This window comes from Novosphingobium oxfordense (assembly GCF_044029435.1).
Lineage (GTDB): Bacteria > Pseudomonadota > Alphaproteobacteria > Sphingomonadales > Sphingomonadaceae > Novosphingobium.
In genome coordinates, this window is record NZ_CP147008.1 from 1,742,717 (window position 1) to 1,768,496 (window position 25,780).

General features: G+C 63.5%; 17 protein-coding genes and 1 riboswitch. Of the genes, 12 read left to right on the plus strand and 5 right to left on the minus strand.

The features are described from left to right. Positions 1-57 precede the first annotated feature (57 nt). From WBP07_RS30385 to WBP07_RS30420, 8 genes are all read left to right on the plus strand, one after another. Positions 58-726 (plus strand): siderophore-interacting protein, encoded by a 669-nt coding sequence (locus WBP07_RS30385; RefSeq protein ID WP_395396960.1) that lies wholly within the window; start codon positions 58-60, stop codon positions 724-726. 257 nt (positions 727-983) lie between these two features. Continuing rightward, complete coding sequence (locus tag WBP07_RS30390) at positions 984-1,526, plus strand: RNA polymerase sigma factor (protein ID WP_395396961.1); 543 nt, start codon at positions 984-986, stop codon at positions 1,524-1,526. After that, entirely contained in the window at positions 1,523-2,506 is a 984-nt protein-coding gene (locus WBP07_RS30395) for a FecR family protein (RefSeq protein ID WP_395396962.1), read from the plus strand. Before WBP07_RS30390 ends, WBP07_RS30395 begins: the two co-directional genes overlap by 4 nt. A 203-nt stretch (positions 2,507-2,709) precedes the next feature. After that, a complete protein-coding gene (locus tag WBP07_RS30400; protein ID WP_395396963.1) occupies positions 2,710-5,925 on the plus strand; it encodes a TonB-dependent receptor in 3,216 nt (1,071 codons plus the stop codon). A 10-nt stretch (positions 5,926-5,935) separates the two neighbouring features. Then, on the plus strand, positions 5,936-7,198 hold the full coding sequence (locus WBP07_RS30405) for a fibronectin type III domain-containing protein (protein ID WP_395396964.1): 1,263 nt from the start codon (positions 5,936-5,938) through the stop codon (positions 7,196-7,198). Between the two features lie 368 nt (positions 7,199-7,566). Further along, entirely contained in the window at positions 7,567-9,117 is a 1,551-nt protein-coding gene (locus tag WBP07_RS30410; protein ID WP_395396965.1) for a von Willebrand factor type A domain-containing protein, read from the plus strand. Positions 9,118-9,255: 138 nt separating this feature from the next. Further along, on the plus strand, positions 9,256-11,577 hold the full coding sequence (locus WBP07_RS30415) for an FdhF/YdeP family oxidoreductase (RefSeq protein ID WP_395396966.1): 2,322 nt from the start codon (positions 9,256-9,258) through the stop codon (positions 11,575-11,577). Between the two features lie 113 nt (positions 11,578-11,690). Further along, positions 11,691-13,550, plus strand: coding sequence for an aspartyl protease family protein (locus WBP07_RS30420; protein WP_395396967.1), 1,860 nt, complete (start codon positions 11,691-11,693; stop codon positions 13,548-13,550). A gap of 48 nt (positions 13,551-13,598) precedes the next feature. Here the strand turns inward: WBP07_RS30420 and WBP07_RS30425 are convergent, their stop codons facing one another. Continuing rightward, entirely contained in the window at positions 13,599-15,650 is a 2,052-nt protein-coding gene (locus tag WBP07_RS30425) for a molybdopterin-dependent oxidoreductase (protein WP_395396968.1), read from the minus strand. A 117-nt stretch (positions 15,651-15,767) separates the two neighbouring features. Between WBP07_RS30425 and WBP07_RS30430 the strand changes: the two genes are divergently transcribed. Further along, entirely contained in the window at positions 15,768-16,337 is a 570-nt protein-coding gene (locus WBP07_RS30430) for a TetR family transcriptional regulator (protein WP_395396969.1), read from the plus strand. Between the two features lie 18 nt (positions 16,338-16,355). On the opposite strand, the gene WBP07_RS30435 is transcribed toward WBP07_RS30430, so the two are convergent. Next, on the minus strand, positions 16,356-17,261 hold the full coding sequence (locus WBP07_RS30435; protein ID WP_395396970.1) for a LysR family transcriptional regulator: 906 nt from the start codon (positions 17,259-17,261) through the stop codon (positions 16,356-16,358). A 92-nt stretch (positions 17,262-17,353) separates the two neighbouring features. Here WBP07_RS30435 and WBP07_RS30440 point away from each other — a divergent pair, with 92 nt between their 5' ends. Next, the gene (locus WBP07_RS30440; RefSeq protein ID WP_395396971.1) at positions 17,354-18,388 is read left to right on the plus strand and encodes an aldo/keto reductase; all 1,035 of its coding nucleotides are present in this window, start codon (positions 17,354-17,356) and stop codon (positions 18,386-18,388) included. Positions 18,389-18,402: 14 nt separating this feature from the next. Next, complete coding sequence (locus WBP07_RS30445) at positions 18,403-19,590, plus strand: MFS transporter (protein WP_395396972.1); 1,188 nt, start codon at positions 18,403-18,405, stop codon at positions 19,588-19,590. A 43-nt stretch (positions 19,591-19,633) separates the two neighbouring features. On the opposite strand, the gene WBP07_RS30450 is transcribed toward WBP07_RS30445, so the two are convergent. After that, positions 19,634-20,701 carry a hypothetical protein gene (locus WBP07_RS30450; protein ID WP_395396973.1) on the minus strand — a complete coding sequence of 356 codons (1,068 nt, stop codon included), beginning with the start codon at positions 20,699-20,701 and terminating at the stop codon, positions 19,634-19,636. Positions 20,702-20,818: 117 nt separating this feature from the next. After that, entirely contained in the window at positions 20,819-21,307 is a 489-nt protein-coding gene (locus WBP07_RS30455) for a DUF4136 domain-containing protein (protein ID WP_395396974.1), read from the minus strand. Between the two features lie 256 nt (positions 21,308-21,563). Further along, positions 21,564-21,805: riboswitch (cobalamin riboswitch) on the plus strand. Positions 21,806-21,978: 173 nt separating this feature from the next. Here WBP07_RS30455 and WBP07_RS30460 point away from each other — a divergent pair. Continuing rightward, on the plus strand, positions 21,979-24,033 hold the full coding sequence (locus WBP07_RS30460) for a TonB-dependent receptor (RefSeq protein WP_395396975.1): 2,055 nt from the start codon (positions 21,979-21,981) through the stop codon (positions 24,031-24,033). A 48-nt stretch (positions 24,034-24,081) separates the two neighbouring features. On the opposite strand, the gene WBP07_RS30465 is transcribed toward WBP07_RS30460, so the two are convergent. Further along, the gene (locus WBP07_RS30465; protein ID WP_395396976.1) at positions 24,082-25,623 is read right to left on the minus strand and encodes an FAD-dependent monooxygenase; all 1,542 of its coding nucleotides are present in this window, start codon (positions 25,621-25,623) and stop codon (positions 24,082-24,084) included. Between the last annotated feature and the right edge of the window lie 157 nt (positions 25,624-25,780).

The window sequence follows — 25,780 nt, forward strand, 5'->3', positions numbered from 1 at the left end:
GCTGTAGCGGCGGATCAAAAGCCGGGACGCATCGGAAAAGCGCTGATCCGGCTTTTCATGAAACGGGCGGCCGTCACTGGCTGCGAGGCATTGGGCGACCGTTTGCGCCTCATAACGCTGGAAGGTCCCGCGTTGCAGGGTGTCGAATGGTTGCCCGGCCACAAGATTCAGATCGCCATGGGTTCCGCTTTCCTGGCCCGAACCTATACGCCGATCGAATGGGATGCGCTGATCGGGCGTACCCGCATTCTAGCCTTCGCCCACGGCACTGGGCCAGGTAGCGATTGGGTTCGGAGAGCCAATATCGGCGACGAATGCGACCTGTTCGGTCCGCGCGCCTCGCTGGATCTGCGGCAGTTGGAGGGGCCGATCGCTGTCTTTGGCGACGAAACCTCTCTCGGCCTTGCCCATGCAATGGCCCGGCATGATCCCTGCCGCGTGGTGTCGGGATATTTCGAGGTCTGCGGGGCAGCGGTAGGCGCCGCGATGGGCGATCGGCTGGGCCGGTTGGACGGAAGTTTCTTCGAAACAGCGGCGGACCAGTCCCATGTCGCCGCGATGGAAGCGAGGTTGCCTTCGCTGATCGCCGGAGGGAGCGCTTTCGTGCTGACGGGGAAGGCCGGAACGGTGCAGCGGCTGCGGCAGGCGTTGAAACTGCGAGGCGTACCGGCCGCGCGGATTAAGGCCAAGGCTTACTGGGCTCCCGGTAAAGTCGGAATGGATTAAGGTTCGGCCGGCAGGTTTTAGTCCGGCTGCGGCGAGAGCCTCTGTCACCTATCTCTGGGATTTCTTCCGCCCCGGATATCGGCATCGGTGCGCCAGTCCAGAAGTCGCATGTCATCCCAATGATTTCATGGAGCTTTTAGTGGCGGGGGTTCCGGCCCGACCGCCTTTGCCTCGTTTCCGGCCAACTTCGTCTGCCATCGTAAAACTGTCATGCACCTTGGCTAACGGCGTCGCTTTCTAGGCGCAGGGGGCAACCGGTGCTTGTTTCGATCAAGGAGCCGTCCGGCGCGAATGCGCATGCGGACGACGAGCGCGACTGGGATGCAATCCACGCGGCGATCCTGCGTTTCGTGCGCGGACGTGGTGCCCGGCCTGACATTGCCGAGGATATTGCGCAGGAAACGCTGGCCCGGCTCATCGATATCCTGCGGGCCGAACAGGTGGGCAGCATCTTCGCGCTGGGGTTCCGGATTGCCGACAATCTGTTGGTGGACGTCTACCGTCGTGACAGCCGGCTGTCCGAAGAAGTGGATGATGACTGGCAGAGCGAGGAACCCTCGCTCGATCGCGTGCTCGATTCCCGCCGGGCTGTCGACGTGTTCAACCGTTGTCTAGGGCGAATGCCGCCGCTGCGCCGCGAGGTGCTGATCCGGCGCCGACTGAACCAGGAAAGTTGCAGGGCCATCGGCGACGATCTCTCGATGAGCGCCAAGGCCGTTGAAAAGCATATTACCCGTGGAATGATCGACTTGCGCAAGGCCCTTGAGAAAGCCGGCATCGACCTCGGGGGAGAGGCATGATGGCGGGCGAACTGGATGTGATCGAGTATGAGGCGGCCCGCTGGGTCGACCGGATGAACAGCCCGGTGCTGGACAGCGCCGATGCCGCCGATTTCGACCGATGGATCCTTGCCGATCCGCGCCATTGCGACAGCTATGCCCGGCTGAGCGCGATATGGCAGTCCGGCGGCCTGTCCCAGGGCCTGTCCCGCCGACTGGCGGAGGGGGGCGAGGATGGCCATGCCCGGTTCGAAGTGGATGAAGCGCCTTCGGATGTAACTTGGGACTTGCCCAGCTATCCCAGGATGGCCGGGCTGCTGGCGGTTGCGGCTTGCGTGCTGCTGTTTTGCACTTTCATGCCGCCGCTGATCGTGCAGGAGGCCAGCTTTTCCTCGCCGCGCGGCGTCACGCGGGAAGTGGCGCTGGCGGACGGGTCGCGCGTGCGGTTGGATGGCGACACACGGATCGATGTGCGGATCACGCCATGGTCGCGCCGTGTGGATCTTGCGCGGGGGGAGGCGTTTTTCGACGTGGCGCATGAGCAATGGCGCAGCTTCACGGTGGAGATGGGTGCCGCGCGGGTTTCGGTGCTGGGCACCGCGTTCGATGTGGACCGCGTGGATGCGTCTACGCAGGTCATTCAGGTCTATCGCGGGCTGGTAAGCGTGGAGGCCGGCAAGGGGCGCGAGTGGCGTCTGCCTGCCGGCACGGGGCTGGAACTTGCCGGGCAGCGCGTGCGCAGCCTGCGCGATGTGGAGGGCAATCGCCCCGCCTGGACCGACGGCTGGTACGAAGCGAACGACACGCCGATCTTCCAACTTGTCCAGCACGTGAACCGCAATGCGTCACGCCCGATCGTGCTGGCCGATCCCGGCCTGGGCGAATTGCGGGTAACCGGACGTTTCCGAACCGCGCAACCCGAAGATGTGCTGGAGGCGATCAGCGCGTTGCATGACCTTCACTGGCAGAAGATGGCGGACCGCTATGTCGTGAGCCGTTAAAAGTCTGTTTGCAATCCGGTGGTGGCCGGATTTTGCGGTGCTGTTCCGAAATGCCCGCCGGGCATTCCGAAAAAGAACGTCCGCCACTGTCATTGATATTTCATCGCAAAGCCATGAAAATGTAAGAAAATTATTTTGTCGGGTTCTGTCTTCCTGATCCGTCTGCCGACTGAACAGGTTGCACTGACAGGGGTTTTTCTTCGATGATACGTTTCACTGGGCGCGCCGCCGGGGTGTCGGCGCTTGCCATGGCCATGGCTGGTCTATCCGGCGGGCTGGCCACGACGCCGCAAGCGCATGCCGCCGATTCTCATCGCTATGCTTTCGCCATACCGTCGCAGGATCTGGCGCGGGCCTTGCAGGAATTCTCACGCGTGACCGGAACGCCGGTGGCGGCTTCTCCGGACGCGCTGCGCGGGCGCCGCAGCCAGGCGGTTTCGGGCACGATGTCCGCCGAAGCGGCGCTGGCCCGCATGATCGACGGGGCCCATGTCGGCACTCAGCGCCGGGGCAGCACGATCATCGTCAAGCCGCTGCCGGTTACCGTCACGCCCGTTGCCATCGCATCGCCCGCGCCGCGCACGGTCGCGGCCCGGCCGGCCGAAACCCATCTCACGCCCGAGGAGACGGTCAGCCAGGACATCGTGGTCACCGGCTATATCGAGGCGGTTGAGCGGTCGCTGGAAACCAAGCGCAATAACAAGACGGTTTCCGACACGATCTCTGCGGACGACATGGGCAAGTTGCCCGCCAACAACGTGTCCGAGGCGCTTGCGCGCATGCCCGGCGTCAACGCCGTGCGCGATGCGACCACGGGTGAGGGCGACCGCATCACCGTGCGCGGCCTTTCCACCGAACTGAACAACTATTCCATCAACGGGGTGCGCCTTGGCGGCGCCGGTTCGCGCGACAACAACTTCTATCGCGGTGTCCGCCTCTCGGTCCTGCCGCCCGACGGCATCAAGCAGATCACCGTCTACAAGACGCTGACACCGGACCGCGACGGCGATGCGCTGGGCGGATCGGTGGACATTTCCACCCCGACGGCCTTCGATCAGGATCCGAAATACGTCCGCCTTTCGGCCGAAGGCGGCATGCTCGACAAGTATGACCACCGCAAGTACGGGCAGGTTTCCGGCGCCGTGGCGCGCCAGTTCAGCGACAATTTCGGCGTCTACCTCTCCGGCAGCTGGAGCCATCGCAAGTCGCAGTTCGAACAGAACGGCGTCGATGGCGATAACCAGCCCGATACCTGGTATTCGGACAGCGAGACGCTGGGCTGGGATCCCAACCGCTTCGTGATGCGCGGCATGGATCTGGGTTTCGGTGAGACCGACGTTCAGCGTTGGGGCGTCAATACCAGCATCGATTACCGGTCGGACCACCACGACTTTCACTTTCGCGGGCAGTACAACAAGTATCAGAAGAAGGAATTCCTGAACCGGTTGAATTTCCGCAACGACACCAGCAAGAACTCCACCCGGCTGGTGCAGGTGGACCCCAGCAACTCCAGCCTTGCCCAGCCCGACGACAACGTGGTCGGATATGACGACGATCTGGGCCGGATCTACGGTTATACCACCGCGCAGATCGTCGATCAGGATGGCGACGGCCTGATTACCGATGCCGATCGCAAGACCAAGTCGTTCTACAGCCTCTACGGCGGTTCGGGCACGTGGGATCCGCAGGGCTTCCGCCTGCGCCGGTTCTGGGAAGCGACCAATGAGAGCGGCAACCTTGCCACCGCCAACGTTGGCGGCGTCTCCCGCTTCGGCACGGTGACGATGGACTACGACGTTTCCTACTCGCAGTCGCAGGACAATCTGGACGACGGCTACACGCTGGAATTCCGTAGCGACAAGTACGGCTGGCTGGGCAATACCGGCGTGCTGTTCAGCAGTTCGGACGATGCCCGCTTTCCCAAGTGGCTGCTGAACGCGGCCGGGATGGAAGCGGTACAGGACCCGTCGCAGTACGCGTTCAGCAGTCTGGAAGGCGAAGTGGGCGGCAGCCGGGAAAAGCTGTGGCAGGCCCAGTTCAACCTGGAGTGGAAGCCGGATATTGCCTGGCTGGAATCGATCAAGGCGGGCGGCAAGTTCTACGATTCCCGCCGCCACACGTTCTCGGGCTCGTTCCTTGAACTGGAAGCGGACGGCACGCTGGCGGACTTCTCCGACTTTTACGGCAAGAACGTCACCAGCCTGTTCGGCGGGGCCTACAGCGGCCTCTATCGTCTGGGGACGACGATCGATAACTCCAAGATGCTTGCCGAACTCCAGCGCGCGGAAAAGGGTGAGAGCACGATCTTCGAAGGCTTTGCGGTCGATCCCGCCAACGCGCAGATTTCGGACGAGGACAGCTTCCGCTTCAACGAGCGTGTGATCGCCGGCTACGCCATGGCCACCGCGCGTTTCGGCCGTGCGCAAGTGATCGCCGGTCTGCGCGTCGAAGCCACGCGCAACAAGATCGAGGCCTACAACCTCGATCAGGTGCAGGGCGAGCGCTACACCACCGACAGTTCAAGCTTTTCTAACGTGCTGCCTTCGATCCATGTCAACTACGATCTGGACCGGCGCACCAAGCTGCGCGGTGCAGTCTGGACCAGCTTCGCGCGACCCGATATCGCCCGCATGAGTTCTGCGCGTGAATATGGCTACGACACCGATCCCGATGGCGACGGTGATGAGAACCCGATCTCCGAATGGATCCTGACCTCCATCTCGCAGGGCAATCCCAACCTGAAGCCGATGCGTTCGCTGAACCTCGACATGTCGCTGGAGCACTATGCCGGCAATACTGGCGCCTACTCGGTGGCGCTCTACTACAAGCACATCACCAACTTCCTGTTTCGCTCCTCCTCCAGCAACATCCGGGACGGAACGCTGGGCGAGAACGTGAATCCCGAAGGCGTGGCGATCTCCATGCCCAACAACGGCAAGTGGGCCGAAGTCTACGGCGTGGAATTCAGCGCGCAGCAGTTGCTGCACTGGCTGCCGGGCGTGCTCGGTTCGCTGGGCGTGGGCGGCAACCTGACGCTGCAACGGTCCAAAGCCGTGACCGGCCTTTCGTGGCATCCGGAAGGCTATACCCTGCCGCTGATGGAAACACCGAACACCATCGCCAACCTCCAGCTTTTCTGGGAACGCAAGGGCTGGGAAATCTACGGCGCGTGGAACTACCAGTCCAAGTTCATGGGCGGCATCCAGGACTTCGGCAACAATCCATACGAGCAGGCTTACAGCTTCGTGGACCTGACCTTCCGCAAGACTTTCCTGAAGAAGTCCTCGGTCCAGCTTCAGGTGCAGAACCTCTTCGACGCGCATACCTATTGGGAAACCGTCTCCTCCGGGACCGGGGCGAGCCGCGCCTACATCAAGAACGGGCGCACGATCTCGCTTGGCTTCAACCTGATCTTCTGAGGATTTCGTAATGACTATCCGCATTCTTGTCGGCGCCCTGGTCCTGAGCGCCGCCCTCCCGGCTATCGTGCAGGCGCAGGACGCGCCGGTGGCGCTCGCCCCCGCGACCGTTGCACCGGAGCGTATCGTGCTCAATCTCACTTCCGATCCAGCGACGGAGATGGCCGTCACCTGGCGCTCTGCACCGGGTACGGCGGGCCAAGTGCAATATGCCCGCGCTACCAACAGCCCGGACTATGTGAAATCGCCGATGACGCAGGCCGCGACGACCGACGATGCCACGCTGCCGGTGCGAGAGGATCCCGCCTTCCGCGCCGCCTATCACTCGGCGGTGCTGAAGGGCCTCGATCCCGATACCGTCTATGCCTATCGCGTGGGCGACGGCACGCGCTGGTCCGAATGGTTCCAGTTCCGCACCGCGAAGCAGGAAGCGGCGCCGTTCCGCTTCATCTACATGGGCGACATGCAGAACAACATCCTGTCGGAAGCTTCGCGCACCTTGCGCATGGCGTTCCGTCAGGCGGGAGACGCGGCTTTCGTGATCCATGCCGGGGATCTGGTGAACCGGCATGACAGCGATGCCGAATGGGGTGAATGGTTCGCCTCCGGCGGGTTCCTCTATGCCCAGACGCCGCAGATGCCGACGCCGGGCAACCACGAATACGTGAAGGATGAAAGCGCGCGCGCCGGCTCCTCGATCACCGGGCAATGGCGGCGCCAGTTCACGCTTCCCGACGATGGCCCGACCGATGTACCGGCTGGGCGAGAGACCAACTGGTACACGGACTATCAGGGCCTGCGCCTGATCTCGATCGATTCCATGCAGGTCGATCGCGATGAGAAGGCGCGCAAGGCGATCGTGAAGTGGCTGGACGGCCTGCTGGCCAACAACCCCAACCGCTGGACGGTGATGTTCCTGCACTTCCCGCTGTTCTCCAGCGAGCCGGGGCGTGACAATCCCAAGGTGCGGGCGGCACTGAAGCCGCTGATCGACAAGTATCATGTCGATCTGGTGCTGCAGGGACACGACCACGGCTATGCGCGCGGCGCCATCGGGCCTGACGGTCCCACCACCGACGATCAGGGGGCGACTTATGCCGTCTCGGTCGCCGGGCCGAAGATGTACGAGGTTGGCCCGCTATCCTGGGCGCGCAAGTCGGCTTCGCGCACGCAGGCATTTCAGGTGATCGACGTAACGCCTGATGAACTGACCTATCACGCCTATACGGCGACCGGCGAAAACCTGGATGCGGTGACCCTGCGCAAGCGCTGATCGCGGGGAGGGGCGGGCAGTGCTTGCGGTTCGAGAGGGCCGGACAGTATTGCTCGCCCGCAGGTTCCCTTCCACGGATCATGGCGATGGATACGGGCGAGACCGCCGCTAGCCGTTGGCGAATTCGCAGAGATACTCGCCTTTCAAGAAGGCAAATTAGCCGCCTTCGGGCTTGGGCGCAGTCAATTGTTGGCGCAGTGCTGGTGCAGAACATGTGCAGGAGGTAGGGCCTTCTTAGAAAAGCCGCTATTTCCAGATACCGCGCATGGTTCAATTGAAATGCAGGCGCCTGATCCACCATTCTGATGCTATTGTGCTGTGGCAATTGGCCTCGCTATTCCGTCTCCATAATGTAGTGGAGGACGCTCATGCGATTTGGCGCAGTCATGTACTTGCCCTTGATTTCGGGACTGATGCTGTCGGCTTGTGGGGGAGCCAAGCCCGCGGGCGATGCTGAATACGATAACGTCGCGGCTAACGCCGATAGTGGTGAGCGGTACGACGGGAAGGAGGTTAGCCCGATCCACCGAGTTGCGAGCGAGCCTGTCTCGACTTTCGCGGTAGATGTGGACACAGGGTCATACGCCAATGTGCGGCGCATGTTGATGGGCGGTCAGCCCGTGCCGGCGGATGCCGTGCGAACCGAGGAAATGATTAATTACTTTCGGTATGACTATGCGGCTCCGACGGATCGAAGCACGCCCTTCAGCGTCACCACCGATGTCTACGCCACGCCTTGGAATCCCCAGACCCGCCTCCTGCGCATTGGTCTGCGCGGATATGATGTCGCCCGGTCCGAGCGACCGGCGGCGAACCTTGTGTTCATGGTCGACGTGTCGGGCTCCATGGATGAGCCGGACAAGCTGCCGCTGGTCAAGCAGGCGCTGTCGGTCCTCGCAGATGGGCTGAGGGCGGACGATAGTATTTCCATCATCACCTACTCGGGGTCGGTGGAAACCTTGTTGGAGGGTAGCCACGACCCGGCCGAGATCAAGGCGGCGCTTTCCGGGCTCCAGGCCGGAGGTGGCACGGCGGGCGGTCCGGCCCTTTCGATGGCCTACGACCTGGCGCGCGCTCATCGCATTTCCGGCGGGATCAACCGGATCGTCATGGCGACGGATGGTGACTTCAACGTCGGCCTGTCGGATCAGAAAGGGCTTGAGGACATGGTCCGCCAGAACCGCGACGACGGCATCACGCTGACGACGCTGGGCTTCGGGCAGGGCAATTCCAACGATGCGATGATGGAAGCGGTGGCCGACCTGGGCAACGGCAACCACGCCTATATCGACAGCGCCATGGAGGCCCGCAAGGTACTGGATGACGAACTGTCCTCCACGCTGTTCACCATCGCCAAGGATGTGAAGGTGCAGGTCGAGTTCAACCCTGCGGTGGTGAGCGAATACCGCCTGATCGGCTACGAAAATCGCGCGCTGCGCGAGGAGGATTTCGCCGATGACAAGGTGGATGCCGGAGAGATCGGGGCCGGGCACCAGGTCACCGCGATCTACGAGATCGTGCCGGTCGGCCAGCAAGGATGGTTACCCGCGAGAAAGTACGCTGCCAACGCCGTTCCTGCTTCGCATGCTGTCGGCGAGGCCGCCGAAGCGGCAACGGTACGGTTACGCTACAAGCTTCCGGAAGGCACGGAAAGCCGGCTTATCGAAACGCCGGTCGCTGCCGGCCGCCTCGCTATGGCGCGGGCGCCTGTCGGCGACGCTGCCTTTGCCATCGCGGTCGCGGCGTTTGGGCAGAAGCTGCGATCCGATACCCGGCTGGGCAGTTTCGACTATGCCGATATCGCCCGCCTTGCCGGACCCCAACCCCAGGCCGACTACTGGCGGCAGGAATTCATCGCGTTGACCAATCTGGCTGCGCGCAATTCGACCGGATCGCTTGCTTCCGGAGTGCCCGAGTGAAGGGGGCGCGGGACTGGCAGTTTCGGAGTGCGGGAACGTCGGTCGATATATCAATCGATCATCGTCAATAGCCAATTGATCCCGCAGGCGTCAGCGCGCAAAAGGCTTGTGCATTCCTGGTTTGATCTGGAGGCGGACATGCGCAACGAAGAAGAAGCGAACGGCGCGGACGAGACGGTTTCGGGCGTTGCCTCCTACGACGGTCCTGCCGGCGGCTGGGGTGCGCTCAAAGCGGTGGCCGAGGCGATACGCGATCAGATGGGCAGTTCGTCCGACACCCGCGCGCTTCTGAAGATGAACCAGCCCACGGGGTTTGACTGCCCGGGCTGCGCCTGGCCTGATCCGAAAAAGACATCGTCCTTCGAGTTCTGCGAAAACGGTGCCAAGGCGGTAACCTGGGAAGCGACGACCAAGCGCGTCGATCTCGACTTCTTTGCCAATCACAGCGCGACGGAGCTTTGGGGGTGGAGCGATCATGCGCTGGAGGATGCGGGCCGGCTGACGCATCCGCTGCGATACGATGCGGAAACCGATCATTTCGTGCCGCTATCCTGGGACGAGGCATTCGCCCGGATCGGGGCAGGGCTACAGGCGCTGGACGATCCGAACCAGGCGGAATTCTACACATCCGGCAGGGCGTCGAATGAGGCCGCGTTTCTGTATCAGTTGTTGGCGCGGGCCTTCGGGACGAACAATTTCCCGGACTGTTCGAACATGTGCCATGAGGCAACCAGCGTCGGCCTGCCGCAGTCGATCGGGGTCGGCAAGGGCACCGTCACGCTTGAGGACTTCGAATTTGCAGATGCGATCTTCTGCATCGGCCACAATCCGGGCACCAATCACCCGCGCATGCTTTCCACACTGAGCACGGCGTCGCGCCGGGGCGTGCCGATAGTCGTCGCCAATCCGATGAAGGAGCGGGGGCTGGAGCGTTTCAAGTCGCCCCAGCATCCCACGGAAATGCTTTCCCCGCACGCGACACCGCTTGCATCGGCCTACCATCAGGTCCGGGTCGGCGGCGACGGCGCGATGCTGAAGGGCATGATGAAGGCGCTGTTCGAAGCCGACGCAGCGGACCTCTCGGAGGGAGGTTCGGGGTTGCTCGACCGTGCTTTCATCGCCGAGCACACGACCGGTATCGAAGACTTGCGTCATGATATCGAGGGAACGTCCTGGGCAGAGATTGTTCGCGGCTCCGGCCTTGCCAGAGAGGCGATCGAAAGCATGGCGCAAACCTATTGGGAGGCCGATCGCGTCATCCTGTGCTATGGCATGGGCATCACCCAACACGGAGACGGCACGGCCAACGTGCAGCAGCTTGCCAACCTGCTGCTGCTGCGCGGCAATATCGGCAAGCCGGGGGCCGGCATCTGCCCGCTTCGCGGCCATTCCAACGTGCAGGGGGACCGCACGGTAGGCATTACGGAAATTCCGGGTGAAGCGATGCTGTCGCGCCTCGATGCGCGTTTCGGGATCAGCAGTCCGCGCGCGCACGGCCATGCCGCGGTCGAGGCGCTTCAGGCGATGCGCGAAGGGCGCTCGCGCGCCTGCATCGCGCTAGGCGGCAACCTTGCCGTCGCCATGCCCGACCCCGAGGCTTGCTTTGAAGCGTTTCGCCAACTGGACCTTTCGGTCAGCATCCTCACCAAGTTCAACCGAACCTGCCTGCTGCTGGCGAAGGAGACGCTTGTCCTTCCGTGCCTCGGCCGCACGGAGCTGGACGAGCAGGCGGAAGGTCCGCAATGGATCACTGTCGAAGATTCAATGTCGATGGTCCATGCCTCGCGCGGCTTCCTGAAGCCTGCCGCGTCCGACCTCCGATCGGAGCCCGCCATTGTCGCGGGCATTGCGCAGGCGGCGCTGCCGGATGTCGATATCGACTGGAAATGGCTGATTGCCGATTACGACCGTATTCGGGATGCCATCGAAGCGGTGTTCCCGGACTTTCGCGACTTCAATGTCCGCGTTCGCCAGAAGGGCGGCTTTCGACTGACTGTCGGAGCATCGGATCGCAAGTGGAACACGCCGTCCGGCAAGGCGCAGTTCCTGGTTCGCCCCCTTCGCGGGCTGCCCGGTGACGAAGAGGGCAAGCTTCTGCTCACCACGGTCCGCAGCCATGATCAGTACAACACCACGATCTACGGCATGAACGACCGCTATCGCGGTGTAACCGGCCGACGCGACGTGATTTTCGCGAATGCGGACGACCTTGCCGAGCGGGGCCTGAACCATGGCGACCTTGTCGACGTGCTGGCCGGGTCCGGACGTGTCCTGCCCGGCTATACGGTGATTGCCCACGCCATCGCGCGCGGCTCGCTTGCGGCCTACTACCCGGAAGCGAACTGTCTTGTTCCGTTGCACGATCACGACAAGGAAAGTGGCACTCCATCCTACAAGTCGATCCCCGTAACCCTGCAGAAAAGCGTGGAGCCTTCGGGGGATCGGGTGAAGGCAGCCTGACTTGAATGAGGTCCTGCGCGACCGGAAATTGCAGATGAACGCAATGTAACTGGCTGCATCGGAACCGTTTGAATTACGCGCGATGTTTCCGAATTGTCGGCCATGGAACGACGATGAACGCCTTTCCTCGCTTCTGCATCTTCGTTGCCACGGCCATGCTTGCGGCATTGTCGCAACCGGCTCTTGCCGCCGGCGCCAAATGCAAGGTTGAGCTTGTTGCCAAGTTTCCCGTGGTCATGGAAGGGCAGCGCGCCAGCGTACCGGTAAGCTTCAATGGCAAGGACAGCCGTGTCTGGCTCGACAGCGGTGCTTTCTTCAACTTCATGTCCAAGGCCAAGGCAGTCGAACTGGGCCTCACGACCGAAGCCCTGCCCAGCGGATATCGGGTGAACGGGATCGGCGGCGGCTTCACGCCGGAGCTTGCGCGGGTGCGGGACTTCGGCATCCTCGGTATAAACCTGCACAATCTGGAATTCATCGTTGGCGGCAGCGACAGCGGCAACGGCTTCCTGGGGGCCAACCTGCTGGGAGTATGGGATACCGAATTCGATCTCGCCAAAGGTGCGGTCAACATTTTCAAGGAAAATGGCTGCAGCCAGATGAGCATGGCTTACTGGGGTACGGGTATGGCCGTGGGTGAGGCTCGGCTGTTCGATGGCTCTTATCCCGGCGATCATGCCATTTACGTCGAAGTCTTCGTCAACGGGCATTCCGTGCGGGCCGTGTTGGATACCGGGGCGCCGGCGTCCATCATCGGCCGCCATGCGGCGGAGAGCGCGGGAATAGACCTCGACGCGCCGCAAGTGGTGGCATCGCGCCGGATGAGCGGCGTCGGATCGCATGAGCGGCAAAGCTGGATTGCCCGCACCACGTCAATCTCGATCGGCGGGGAGAACATCGCCAATAGCCCGATCCGCGTCATCGACGATGCCGGTGACAGCCGGAACTATGACATGTTGCTCGGCATGGATTTCCTGATGGCGCATCACGTCATCATATCGCGCCCGCAGCACAGGATGTACCTGACCTATAACGGCGGCCCGATCTTCTCCGCCAGCACCGATGGCGAAACCGGGCACCGAAGCACGACGCGGGGCGAGAACCTGGGGGCCACCGAAAATGCCGCCGATCCCAAGACTGCCGATGAATTTGCCGGACGCGCGTCGGCGCGGCTGACCAAGGGCGACGCGGCCGGCGCCGTTGCCGATTTTACCAGCGCGATCGGGCTGGCGCCGGAACGCGCGGACCTTCTGGCCCATCGTGCGCAGGCCTACGGGCGTAGTGGGAAGTTCGAACTGGCGGCGAAGGACGTTGATGCAGCGTTGGCGATTGCACCTCATGATCACCGTCTGCTTATCCGCCGTGCCCTCATAAAGCTGGGCAAGGGCGATCGCGCGGGCGCGCTGGCCGATACCGAGGCGGCGGCAGCCGATACGCCGAAGGGATCGCTGGACGTGATCGCGGTTGTGACCATGTACGAGCGACTGGGCATGGCCGATCGGGGGCTGGCCTTGATCGATCCCGTCATCGACCTGCATCGCAGCGATGTCAGCTATCCGCATCTCCTCAATGCGCGAAGCTGGAACCGCGGCCTTGCCAATGCCGATCTCGATCGCGCCCTGAAGGACATCAATGTCGCCATCCGCAAGTCCGGCGCCGGGCCCGCCATGCTGGACACCCGCGCATTGATCCAGTTTCGCTTGAAGGACTATGCGTCAGCCATTGCTGACGAAAGCGCGGCGTTGGAAAAGAGCCCGAAGATGGCGGCCGCCCTGTTCGTACGCGGTCTTGCACGGATCGCCAGCGGGGATGCGGCTGGCGGCGATACCGATGTGGTCGCCGCCCGAAAGATCCGGCCGTCGATCGATCGCGACTATGCGGCATACGGACTGCATGCCGCCGGTGCAACGAACTCACCTGTCCTCGACAAGCGGTCTTTCGAGCCCGACGAAGCCGACGATCAAGGAAGCTAGCGGAAGATTCCAGCGCGTGTGTGCCCGGGCGAGCGGTGGCTGACAGGATCAGCCCGTGGCGGCCGCAAGATCGGCCTGTTCTTTATCGGCGCGTGAAATGGCGATCGGGATTCCCGAATAGAGCACCATTCCCGTCATTGCGTCGACCGATTGCACACTGGTGAGCAGGTTGACGTTGGCGCTTTCATGGCCGTGAGGGATTGAGGCAACGCCCGGTCTGATTGCGTCGCTGACATTGGCCATGAGTACGATCTCGCCATTGGGCGTGGCCACGCGAACGCGGTCGCCGTCGGCAATGCCATGCGCATCCGCGTCTCCGGGATTAAGGATGATGTCGGCCGGGCTGCCCAGGAACGACAGGGAGGCGTTCAGCTTGCGCCGTTGCCGGCGCGGGATGAAGCTGAGAGGAGGCGGTCCGCCGCTCTTCTCGTCAGCGGCACGGGTTTGCGCCCACAAGTCTAGCAGCGGCGGGGGAGCGACAACCCAGCCTCCGATGCGTTCGATGTGGCGGTCTACCCAGGCGCCGGGAAATTCCAACGGCTGCGAGACGGTGCCGGCCGTCCGCAACGCGTCGAAGCTGCATCGGGCGCCAGCCATCTGGCGTGCCAGCATGGCGTCGTCGGCGCCGGCGATACGATCGCTTTCCGGCAGTCCTTCGGGTACGGGCAGGCCCATGCGCGCCATCAACTGGGCAATGATCCACCAGGCCGAACGGCGATCGCCCATCGGCGTGACCATCGCGGGCGAGTAGAGCATCGAAACGCTTCCGCAGAGCGTGTCCCAGAACGAAATGTCCGGGCGTTCGGTCTGGTCCTTGGTCGGCAGGACATGGGTGGAAAGCGCCGTGGTTTCATTGCCCACCACTTCGAAACTTACGAAAGTATCCAGCTTTCGCAGCGCGGGCACCAGCACATTGGCGTCCGGGAACGAGCGGACCAGACCGCCGCCCAGATTGACCAGCGCCCGGATGTTGCCGGCCTCGATCTCGCCCGGCAGGGCGGCGCAGGGCCAGTCGCCGATGATACCGTTGACGCCAGGCATTGTCGGCGCGCCGGGGGTGAAGGGATTGTCCATGCGCGGCAGTTCGAAGCTGTCGAATTGCGTGATGAAACCGGGGTGGAACCAGACGCCGCCCTTTCGGTTCATCCGCCCGGTCAGGATGTTGAGCAGCCAGGCGAACCATTGCGTCACATTAGCGCCTTCGGACATGGTGACGCCCGTGCCGGTTTCCACCGTGACGCCGCCGAAGCGGACTACGGCGTCCAGCAGCGCGGCCAGTTCTTCCTCTCCCACGCCGGCGACACGGGCGGCCGTGGCGCGATCGTAGCCTTCCAGCGCGGAGCGAAGCGCGGTCAGGCCTTGCACGGGCTGGGCCGATGCAAACGATGGGTTATCGATCACCTCACGAACCAGCCAGGCGAGGATCGCATAGTCCTTGCCTGGAAGCGGCGCGATGTGGTGGGTGGAGTAGGCCGCCGTTTCGGTGCGCAGCGGGTCGATCGTCCATACCGCCCCGCGCTGGGCGATGGCGCGTATCCAGGTTGGCGGGCTGAACATACCGGTATTGTGGCCGTGGCTAACCATCGGATTGACGCCGACATAGAGGAGCAGGTCGACGTTCTCGTTATCGGTCTTGCCTGAAAGACCCGGAAATCCGCCGACGAGGCTGCTGACCAGTACTTTGGCGGTGCCGTCGATGGTCAATGGTGAGAACTTGGGGGGATGCCCCAGCGCGTTGTGGAACGCCTCGCCCATCCTGTAGCCCGCCGCGTCCATCCCTAGGCCGCTGCCGAAATAGAAGCCGATTGCATTGGGGCCATGCTCGTCGATTACCGCGCGCAGACGAGCCGCCAGATCGTTGAGTACCGTCTCCCAATCCACATCGGTCGGCCGTCCGGACTGCATCATCGAAGGGCGCAAAATAGCCTGATCATGATGGTGGAGACGCCCCACGGCGCGGCCTTTCGGGCAGGTGTAGCCCTGGCTCAGCGGGTGATCGAAGTCGCCTTTGACGCGAACGATCTGGTCGTTCTCGACGGTGACGGCAATGCCGCATTGGTTGGTGCAGATCCGGCAATGGCTGCGAATGACCTGCGGCATGCCTCTCTCCCGCTCACGCCTCTTGCTGAACGTATGCATAGCATAAGTGAGCGGTTGCTCAATAGTAGAGAGCGACTGCTCACTTGCCGATGCGATTGAGGGCTGGCAGGGTTAGGCATGACCACCGCAGAGCTTATGCCGCAGATCCGGCGTCGGGACCCGGTCCGAACCAAGGCCAGGATACTGGCGGCCGCGGTCGAGGTCTTTTCCGAACGCGGTTATGGAGAGGCGGGTTTGCGCGATATCTCGGCGCGATCGGGTGTCGCTTCATCGCTGCCGGTGCGCTATTTCGGCACTAAGGCCGCGCTTTTCGAAGCGGCACTTGTCGAGATCGTCCGCGCCAATTCGGTGTTTACCTGGAAGAAGCACGGGTTCGGTCGGACGATGATGCGCCTGATCCGAGAGCGCAGCAATGTGACGATCACGGCCACTCTGATGTCGGCTTTGGCCGATCCTGAGGCGCGCGAGATTGCGGTGAGAGTGTGGCGGGAACACATGATCGCGCCGCTGGCCGAATGGCTTGGCCCGCCGGATGCGTGCGGGCGTGCGGACATGCTTTTCGCCCTTTTGTCCGGACTTGCCTTTCAGATTCATGGGCTTGCTTCGGGCGAGATCACGCCGGAGGCTGAGGCGTGGGCCGCCCAGACGCTTCAGGCGCTTGTGGACCGATCTGAGACCACCGCGTGATATCGATTTAGGCTTACGTTATCGCAGGTTTTCGACCAGAAAGTCGACGAACACGCGTACCCGCGCCGGCACGTTCGCTCCTCCGACAAAGACCGCGTGGATCAATTCGACGTCGCCGGGGTTGAACTCCTCAAGCAGCGGAACGAGCGCACCGCTGGCGAGTTCGGCCGCGACGCTGAATGCGCCGACACGCGTGACGCCTACGCCGTTGGCGGCCAGTTGTCCCAGCGTTTCGCCATTGTTTGCCTCGATATTGCCCTTCACGCACAGCGAATAGTCCTGACCTTCGCGCCGAAATGGCCAGGTCGGTTCGGCGCGGCGGAAATTGAAGTTCAGGCAATTGTGCCCATGCAGATCCTCCGGGCTTTGCGGTGTGCCGTGACGGGCGAGATAGTCGGGCGAGGCGACGATCACCCGGCCGGTCTCGCCGATCTTCCGCGCGGTCAGGGTGCTGTCCGCAAGGGGGCCGAAGCGGATCGAGACATCGGCCTGGCCGCCGGCGACGTCGACCAGCGTGTCTGTCAATGCGATATCGATGAGGATGTGGGGATAGCGCCGCGCAAATTCGCCCAGCAATGGCACGACGCACAGTCGGCCATGGGCCAGGGCTGCGCTCACGCGCAGCCGGCCACGCGGCGCGCCTTGATCGGCGATTTGCTGTTCGGCGTCGTCGAGGTCGGAGAGAATGCGGCGCGCGGCCTGGAGATAGGCCTGACCCTCCGCCGTCAGCGTCAGCGTGCGGGTCGATCGCAGTAACAACCGGACGCCCAGCCGCGCCTCGATCCGGTCGATCGTTCGGCTGACGCCCGATGGCGTCAGGTCGAGAAGGCGGCCAGCTGCCGAAAAACTGCCGGTATCCGCCACCGTGGCGAAGATCTCCAGCGATCGCGCTCGATCTGCTCCTGGAATTACCTTTGCTGCCATGTCAAAAATCTTTCGCCGTCAAGGCTGCTACCGCTGTCAAAATTCGTACGTCATTTATGCCTACGAATATAAATCGCGAAAGGGCAGTGCAAATGGAATATCGGCAGCTTGGCGCATCCGGCCTGCGCGTTCCCGTCTTGAGTTTCGGTACCGGCACGTTCGGCGGCCGGGGGCCGCTGTTCAGCGCCTGGGGCCAAAGCGACGCGCGTGATGCGCGGCGGCTGATCGACATCTGCCTGGATGCGGGCGTCACGCTGTTCGACACCGCCGACGTCTATTCCAACGGTGCGTCGGAAGAGATTCTGGGCGATGCCATCAAGGGCAGGCGCGACGCTGTCCTGATATCGACCAAGACCGGGCTGCCGATGGGCGATGGTCCGTCGGACTGGGGGGCTTCGCGGGCGCGGCTGATCCGCGCGGTCGAAGACGCGCTGCGGCGCCTGGTCACGGACCATATAGACATCCTCCAACTTCATGCCTTCGATGCGTCCACGCCGGTCGACGAATTGATGGAGACGCTTGCAGGGCTGATCGCTGCTGGCAAGGTGCGCTATGCCGGCGTGTCCAACTATCCCGGCTGGCAGTTGATGAAGGCGCAGGCTTCCGCCAGCCAGCACGGATTGCCGCGCTTCGTCGCCCATCAGGTCTATTACTCGCTGATCGGCCGCGCCTATGAGGACGACCTGATGCCGCTCGGTGCGGACCAGGGCATCGGCGCGCTGGTCTGGAGTCCGCTCGGCTGGGGGCGCTTGACCGGCAAGATCGGTCGCGATCGCCCGATCCCCGAAGGCAGCCGCCTGCACGAGACCGAGCAGTTCGCACCGCCGGTCGCCCAGGAGCACCTGTACCGGGTGATCGATGCGATCGAGACCATTGCCGCCGAGACGAGCAAGACCGTGCCCCAGGTAGCGATCAACTGGCTGTTGCAGCGCCCAACCGTTTCCTCCGTGATTATCGGGGCTCGCAATGAGGAACAGTTGCGCGATAATCTGGGTGCGACCGGCTGGTCGCTCACGCCTGCGCAAATCGCTGCGCTGGATGCGGCAAGCGATGTGCTGCCGCCCTATCCCCACACACCCTATCGCCAGCAGGAGGGATTTGCCCGCCTGAACCCGGCGCTGGTCTGAACGGAACACATGCCATGAAGCTCAACCCCGGCTTGCTCGCCCTTTCCATCGGCGCGTTCGGCATCGGCGTTACCGAATTCGCGCCAATGGGGCTCTTGCCCGTCATTGCCGACGGCCTCAGCGTCTCGATCCCCGTCGCCGGGCTGCTGATCAGCGCCTATGCCCTCGGCGTGATGATCGGTGCGCCGCTGATGACGCTGACGACCGGCCGCGTGCCGCGCCGCACCCTGCTGGTCGGGCTGACCGCTATCTTCACCCTTGGCAACCTGCTGGCGGCGATCTCTACCAGTTATTCGATGCTGCTGCTGGCGAGGATCGTCACGTCGCTGAACCATGGCGCGTTCTTCGGCGTCGGTTCGATCGTGGCGGCCGGCCTCGTGCCGCCGCAGAAGCGAGCCGGCGCGGTAGCCGCAATGTTCATGGGCCTGACGATTGCCAATGTCGTCGGCGTGCCGCTGGCGACCTGGGCCGGCGAGCATCTGGGCTGGCGCGCCGCTTTCTGGGGAACCGCCGGGCTTGGCGTCGTCACGATGATCGCGCTGCGGCTGACGCTTCCGACAATTCATGCGCCAAGCGATGGAGACGCCGTTGCCGAGTTGCGCGTGCTGGCGCGTGGTCCCGTGCTGGGCGCCCTTGGCCTGACGGTAATCGGGTCGAGCGCGATGTTCACCGTCTTCACCTACATCACGCCGATCCTGCGCGAGGTTACGCATGCTTCGCTGGGCTTCATCACCGCGATGCTGGTGACGTACGGGGTGGGCCTGACCGTGGGCAACTGGCTGGGCGGGCGCTTCGCCGACCGGTCCGTCGATCGCACGCTGATCGTCGCGTTGGGCTCGCTGGCCGCGATCCTGCTCGCCTTCGGGCTTTTGATGCCCCACGCCGTGCCGACAGCGATCCTGATCTTCCTGTGGGGCGTGGCGAGTTTCGCGCTGGTGCCACCACTTCAGGTGAGGGTGATGACGGCAGCGGCCGATGCTCCTCACCTTGCCTCGTCAGTGAACATCGGTGCGTTCAATCTCGGGAATGCGATCGGGGCGGCGCTGGGCGGCGGAGTGATCGCTGCCGGGCTGGGCTATCCCGCCGTGGCCTTGGCCGGGGCTGTGACATCGACCCTCGGCTTGACGGCGGTTCTGTTCATGGCCCGGGCGAAAGGCAGGGCAGGCGAACCGCGCTTGTGCAATGCCGAGGTGGGGCATTGAGCGATAGCCGGGCGCGCGAGACGATCGCGCGCCATTCGCAGGTTTAGCCGGTAGGTATGGTCACCAGTGGGGCGTTGGTGTTGCTGCTGGTGGAATCGTTGAGCGACAGCAGGATCTGGGTGATCAGGAACATTCGTTTCGAATCCGCGTCCTTGCCGTCGATCCAGAACCAGTTGCCGCGATAGCGGACAGCAACATGGGGATCTTCGGGCCGACTTGGGCCGCTGTGGATGTGGACCAGCAGGGGCATGCCGCTGGCATCGGGATGCGTCTCACCAGCACGGCCATCGCGATCCTTTTCGGGCAGTTCCACGCCCTGCGCCATTTCCGTGAATATCTCGAACATGGAGCGGGAGCCGATCGCCAGCTGTTCCGGCCCGGTCTGAGCCCCGCCGAAGCGGATTGCCAGTTCCTTCGCGCCGCCGGGCAATTTCAGGGCGGTTCTGATGAACGCCAGGTCGGCGCGATCCTTGTCGGACAGCGCTCCTGAAAAAATCGCTTTTGCAGTGAAGTGTTGGTGTTCGTCACGCTCGACATGGAGCGTGATCGCACCGATGCGTTGCAGCCGGCCCAGCGCCTCGACGATCGGGATGAACTGGGGATCCGCGGCATCCGCGAACAACGGATCGTGGCCACCGGCGCGCACCCCGTTGATCGAACGGGCGGACAGGCGAAGCAGATATTCCGCTGACCAGCCCGCCTCCATCATCGCCAGTAGCGAGGCCGGCGGCAGGGGCGACAGCATGCTGCGGGAGAAACGGTCACCCGAAAGCGGGGCGTAGGTGATGGTGGGCGTCTCGCGCAGCAGCACGTCGGCGCCTGCCGATCCCGCATCGTTGTCGGACGCAGGATTGATCGCAAGATTTGCGCGGAGGGAACCTTCGCGTGTGTATTGGCTGATGACCGAGCTGACTTCGAGGAACGCAGGCGCATCACCGTATCGGATCGCGACGATGTTGAGCAGCAACTGCTCCTTGTTGTTCTGGAGCATGCGCATCGAATAGTCGGAACGGTCTATGCCCATGCGCTGCGCACCGATCGAGGTGCAACCGGTCACCAGCAGGGCAAGTGCCGGAAGCAGCAGGCGCAGGTGACCTGACATTGCCGCCATCGGTTGCTCCCGCCACTGCATCAGTCGGGGATTTTCAGTCTGGGCCCAGGCTCAGGCTCAGGCTCAGGCTCAGGGGCTTGCTGTTCACTTTCGGCAGCCGCCTGGAACCAGACACCCTCAGGCCGCGGAGCGCGCCGGGAACTGGGCCATCAGCTTGCCCACTTCCTTGTCGATCTTCTCGGGATTGATCTTCGAGCCGACATCGTCGACGGCGCGTCCATGCCAGAGCGGACGCTTCGTCTTGGCATCGAACGCATCCACGGACAGCTGACCCTCGGTATATTGGTGCACGTCGACCTGGCGCCCGAACGCGCCCCAGGTGTCGATGTCGGTCTTGTCCTTGGCGCCGACAGTGATGATCAGAGCAAGGTCACCCGAGTCCGCCTTGGTATAGCCCTTGCTGGTCAGGCCCTGTTCTACCGCCATCCGGATGCGTTCATATGCAACCGGGTCCATTCCGGCCGGGGGGCCCGGGTTGACGAAATAGAAGGTCTTGTAATCGGCGAAGTTGACGCCGGGCGTCGCGTCTGAAGAAACTTTCGCAAAAGTTACGGAAGGCGTCGCCATCGCGATTGCCAGTGCGGCCGCCAGTGCAATCCTTGCCATCTTCAAACTCCGTTGCAGCCAGTAGGATACATCGGAGCGAGATTAGTGTTGTCCGCGCTCCATGTTATCGAGGTTTTTCCGGAGATGCCCGGGAAAGAACCCCTGATTTCCCGCATGGACCGATGGCTCTCGTGGCAGGTCTCCATTCTACAGGAACGCCCCGGCAGAAAATGACACGGCGGCCTGGCGCTTCGGCAGTTCGCGCTTGCGCAACATTCTCAGCCCCGCTAGCTGACCCGGCCGGCCCCGAAAAAGGGTCCGGCAAGATCGCGCCGGTGCCTTGAAAGAGGCTTAATAGGGAACGCGGTGAAAGGGTTCGCCCTTGAATCCGAGGCTGTCCCTGCAACTGTAAGCGGTGAGCGCGATGCATATCGCGGCGGGGCAAGGACGCCCGCCGCAGCCACTGGGCCGGACGCTAAATCATGCGGGGCCTGGGAAGGCCGTGCATCAAGCGATGACCCGTGAGCCAGGAGACCTGCCGGCGTCTGGTCGCTCACGCTTTGGCCCAGGGGATGGCCGGGGCCCGGTGTTTTTCCGTCTGAGCGACGAACGAGCGGTGAAGGCCGCATCGGTTCGCGTAACGGTCGCCTCGGGCGTCCGGCCGTCTGCGCGCGCCGACCGTCGCTGGCGGCACGCCTTCACCCCCAGTCGCAGGCGCCGGGGGAAATTTGATGACTATCTACATTGCAGCGCTGCGCTTCGGCGTGGCTCTCGGCGCCGTCGCCACTTTCGGTATCGCGCCCGCTTATGCCGACGATGCGCCCGCGGCGGCAGCGGCCGCCAGCAATGGCGCGGCCGAGGGCTCCAACGAAATCCTCGTCTTCGGGCGCGGCGAAGCCAAGATCGGCACGGCTCATGCGGCCAGCGAGGGATCTGTGGGCGGTTCCGACCTGCTGGTCCGCCCGCTCCTGCGCGTGGCGGAACTGCTGGAGGCCGTGCCGGGCATGGTCGCCGCCCAGCATTCGGGCAGCGGCAAAGCCAATCAGTACTTCTTGCGCGGGTTCAACCTGAACCACGGCACCGACTTCACCACCTACATCGATGGTGTGCAGATGAACCTGCGCACGCACGGCCACGGGCAGGGTTATCTTGACCTCAATGGCCTGATCCCGGAGATCGTCGCGCGCGAAGACTTCCGCAAGGGCCCTTACCGCGCCGACGGCGGCGACTTTGCACTGGCAGGCGCGGCCTACATGAGCACGATCGATGCATTCGACCGCCCGTGGCTTTCGGTCGAAGGCGGCTCCTACAACTCCGGCCGCCTTGCCGCCGGTGGCACGATCAAGGGCCTTGGGGGCGGCGATCTCACGCTTGTTGCCCAGACCAAGCGCTATGACGGGCCGTGGGAAGAAGCCGAGCATCTGCGCCACTATTCAGGCTTCGCGAAGTACGAAGTGCCAATGGGCGAAGGCACGCTTCAGGCCTCGCTCCATGCCTATCACGCGACCTGGCGGCCCACCGAGCAGATCCCCGAACGCATCATCGGTTCGGACATCTGCGCGGACGTGTTCTGCTCGCCCGATCCTTCCGCGCGCGGCCGCACGACGCGTTTTGTCGGCAATATCGGCGTGACGCAGGCGACATGGAGCGCCAATGTCTATGCCCAGTACTACGACTGGGACATGTTCTCGAACCCGACGTACGCCGACCCGGACGGGACCAGCGCGCAGATCGAACAGTTCGACAAGCGCTGGGTGACCGGTCTTACCGCACGCAAGCAGTGGCAATTGGCGGACAGCCTTGAACTCTCGGTCGGCACCGAAAATCGCTACGATCATATCGGCGGTGTCGGCGTCAATCGCACGGCGGATCGCGAACTGCTCTATTCGCTCGGCCGCTATCATGTAGAGGAGCTGTCCGGCGCGCTCTATGGCGAGGCGACGTGGAAGCCGCTTGCGGGCCTGCGTCTGACGGGCGGGTTGCGCGGCGATTACTATCACTATTCGGTTCGCGCACGCGACGAGGCGGCGGCCGAACTGGGGCAGGGCAGTGGGCACGATTCCATCGTTTCGCCCAAGTTCTCTGCCGCTTACGAGGTCACCCCGCAGTTCGAGGTCTATGCCAACTGGGGCCGTGGCTTCCACTCCAACGATGTGCGCGGCGCCGTGAATATCGAGACGCCGGTGCCCGTGCTGGTGCGCGGCACCGGCAAGGAACTCGGCGGACGGTTCCAGGCGGGCACGTTCTCGCTGACGGGAACCTACTGGTGGCTCAACGTCGGCAGCGAACTGCGCTTCGTGGGCGATTCCAACGCGGTTGAGCCGACCGGCGCCAGCAAGCGACATGGCTACGAAGTGGTCGCCTTCTGGCGTCCTCTGCCCTGGCTGGCGCTGGATGGCAACTATACGTACAACCACTCGCGCTACGCCAATGGCGATCGCATCCCCAACGCTTTCGAGAATGCCGCCTCCGCAGGTGCCGCCATCGTACTGGAGCCGTGGGAGGCCAGCATCCGCGTGCGCCACCTCGGCCCCTATCCGCTGGTTGAGGACAACAGCGTGCGCGACAAGGGCAGCACGGTCTTCAACGCCCGCGCGGCGTGGAAGGGTGCGAAGATCGAAATCTACGGCGAAGGGCTGAACATCTTCAACAGCCGGGACAAGGATATCGCCTATTACTACGAGTCCTATATCCCCTCGTTCGATGCCGATGGTCCGGTGGAAGGCCGGCTCAGCCGTGTGATCGAGCCCCGTACGTTCAAAATCGGGGCGCGCTATACCTTTTGAATGCACGGCGTGCCGCGGGGAGCATTGTCCCTCGCGGCATGCCGTTCGTCACGATTTGACTAACCAGTGGGACGCGGCTGCTTCGAGGCCGTTTAGGTCTGTCTCATTGTCGCTTGCCCAGGCGACGAAGCCGTCCGGGCGGATGAGCAGCGCGGCCAAGCCAAGCCGATCGTTCACCTCGCCAGCGATATAGTCGATCCGCCCTTGCCAGCGTTCGGCCCGCGTCCGTAGCGGTGCATGGGGCGCGAAATCCAGCAGCAGTCCTTTCCCACCGCGCAGCAGTTCGCCAAGCCTGCGCCCGTCGACAAACGTGAAGTCGGGTGCGCTGTGACCTACCAGTGGATGATCGCCGCCAAGGTCGTAGCGCAGGGACAGGCCCCAGACCTTCCCGGCGAAATAGGTGGCGCCATCGCGGGTGGCGATAAGATCGCGAATGATCCCACCGAGCGCTCGAGTGGCGGGAGAGGGGCGCATGAGGGCAACTTGCGCGCGCGACCAGTCGAGAATTCGGGCTCCTTCCGGATGGCGTTCGATAAAGTAGCTGTCGAGCAGGCCGTCCGGCGCCTGTCCACGGATCGTCGCCGCCAGCTTCCAGCCCAGATTTATGGCGTCGCCGATGCCGAGGTTCAGGCCCTGCCCGCCTAGCGGGGAATGAACATGCGCAGCGTCCCCCGCAAGCAGGACGCGGTTGTGGCGATAGGCCGTCGCCTGTCGGGCTCGGTCGGTCCAGGTGGCGGCGAGCCGTAGCGCGGTGAGAGTGACATCCGTCCCCGAAATCCGTCGGAGGACGGTCTCGACGTGGTCGCGGGTGATCGGTTGGGTCCGGTGGAAAGCGCCGCCGTCGAAATCGACCATCGCGATCGTGCCGGGCTTGGCATAAGTGTACATGCCCGTCGGCGTGAGGGTGCGGCCGACTTGCAGCACATCGGGGTCGGCAAGTTCGGCATCGATGGAATAGCCGGTGAATTCGGGATCGGTGCCTGCGAAGTCGAAGCCGCCGATCTTGCGCACTGTACTGCGGCCCCCGTCGCAGCCGACCAGCCACTTTCCGTGATATGTCGATCCGCCGGCACGAACGGTCACCGCGTCGTCCGTCTGGGTGAAATTCTCAAGGCCGGAACCACGCCGGATCTCCGCGCCCATGGCCATCGCGCGCTCGGCCAGGACCGTCTCCAGCGATTGCATGTCCACGGGCAACTGTGTCCCCGCCGGGCCCGGCAGCCGGTATGGCCAGCGCGAGAGATCGACATCCTCGCTGGCGAACGGGATTCCGGCGAAATGCCCCCCGGGCCGGCGCTGTCGCTGCTGCATCCAGTGTGCGGAGGCTTTGGTAGCGCCGGAGGATTCGTTGGCACCGCAGGCTTGCGTGACCGCATCCAGCAGGCCTCGGCGATCGAAGGCTTCAAGCGTCGGCGCAGACAGTCCGCGCATTCCGAACGGCAATGTCTTGAGTGGGGAGCACGGATCGGCCTCCTGCTCAAGAACGAGCACCGAAACGCCCGCGAGCCGCAGTTCGCAGGCAAGGAACAGCCCGACCGGACCTGCGCCGGCAATGATGACGTCATGGGTGAGGGGCGGTGAATTGGACATGGATACTCCTGCGTCGATCAAGTTCGACCGGAGCGTTCCTCGAACCGGGGATCACGCGGACGAACCATCCAACGCGCGTGGCGCCAGATTTTCGTCGCGGGGATCCCGGGCGCGAAGCCAAAGACCAGAGCTTTCGTTACCGAAAGGACTTGGGCTG

Coding starts and splice junctions, on each gene's coding strand:
- WBP07_RS30385 (WP_395396960.1), top strand. CDS start 58: ATGAAACGGGCGGCCGTCACTGGCTGCGAGGCATTGGGCGACCGTTTG.
- WBP07_RS30395 (WP_395396962.1), top strand. CDS start 1,523: ATGATGGCGGGCGAACTGGATGTGATCGAGTATGAGGCGGCCCGCTGG.
- WBP07_RS30400 (WP_395396963.1), top strand. CDS start 2,710: ATGATACGTTTCACTGGGCGCGCCGCCGGGGTGTCGGCGCTTGCCATG.
- WBP07_RS30405 (WP_395396964.1), top strand. CDS start 5,936: ATGACTATCCGCATTCTTGTCGGCGCCCTGGTCCTGAGCGCCGCCCTC.
- WBP07_RS30410 (WP_395396965.1), top strand. CDS start 7,567: ATGCGATTTGGCGCAGTCATGTACTTGCCCTTGATTTCGGGACTGATG.
- WBP07_RS30415 (WP_395396966.1), top strand. CDS start 9,256: ATGCGCAACGAAGAAGAAGCGAACGGCGCGGACGAGACGGTTTCGGGC.
- WBP07_RS30420 (WP_395396967.1), top strand. CDS start 11,691: ATGAACGCCTTTCCTCGCTTCTGCATCTTCGTTGCCACGGCCATGCTT.
- WBP07_RS30425 (WP_395396968.1), bottom strand. CDS start 15,650: ATGCCGCAGGTCATTCGCAGCCATTGCCGGATCTGCACCAACCAATGC.
- WBP07_RS30430 (WP_395396969.1), top strand. CDS start 15,768: ATGACCACCGCAGAGCTTATGCCGCAGATCCGGCGTCGGGACCCGGTC.
- WBP07_RS30435 (WP_395396970.1), bottom strand. CDS start 17,261: ATGGCAGCAAAGGTAATTCCAGGAGCAGATCGAGCGCGATCGCTGGAG.
- WBP07_RS30440 (WP_395396971.1), top strand. CDS start 17,354: ATGGAATATCGGCAGCTTGGCGCATCCGGCCTGCGCGTTCCCGTCTTG.
- WBP07_RS30445 (WP_395396972.1), top strand. CDS start 18,403: ATGAAGCTCAACCCCGGCTTGCTCGCCCTTTCCATCGGCGCGTTCGGC.
- WBP07_RS30450 (WP_395396973.1), bottom strand. CDS start 20,701: ATGGCGGCAATGTCAGGTCACCTGCGCCTGCTGCTTCCGGCACTTGCC.
- WBP07_RS30455 (WP_395396974.1), bottom strand. CDS start 21,307: ATGGCAAGGATTGCACTGGCGGCCGCACTGGCAATCGCGATGGCGACG.
- WBP07_RS30460 (WP_395396975.1), top strand. CDS start 21,979: ATGACTATCTACATTGCAGCGCTGCGCTTCGGCGTGGCTCTCGGCGCC.
- WBP07_RS30465 (WP_395396976.1), bottom strand. CDS start 25,623: ATGTCCAATTCACCGCCCCTCACCCATGACGTCATCATTGCCGGCGCA.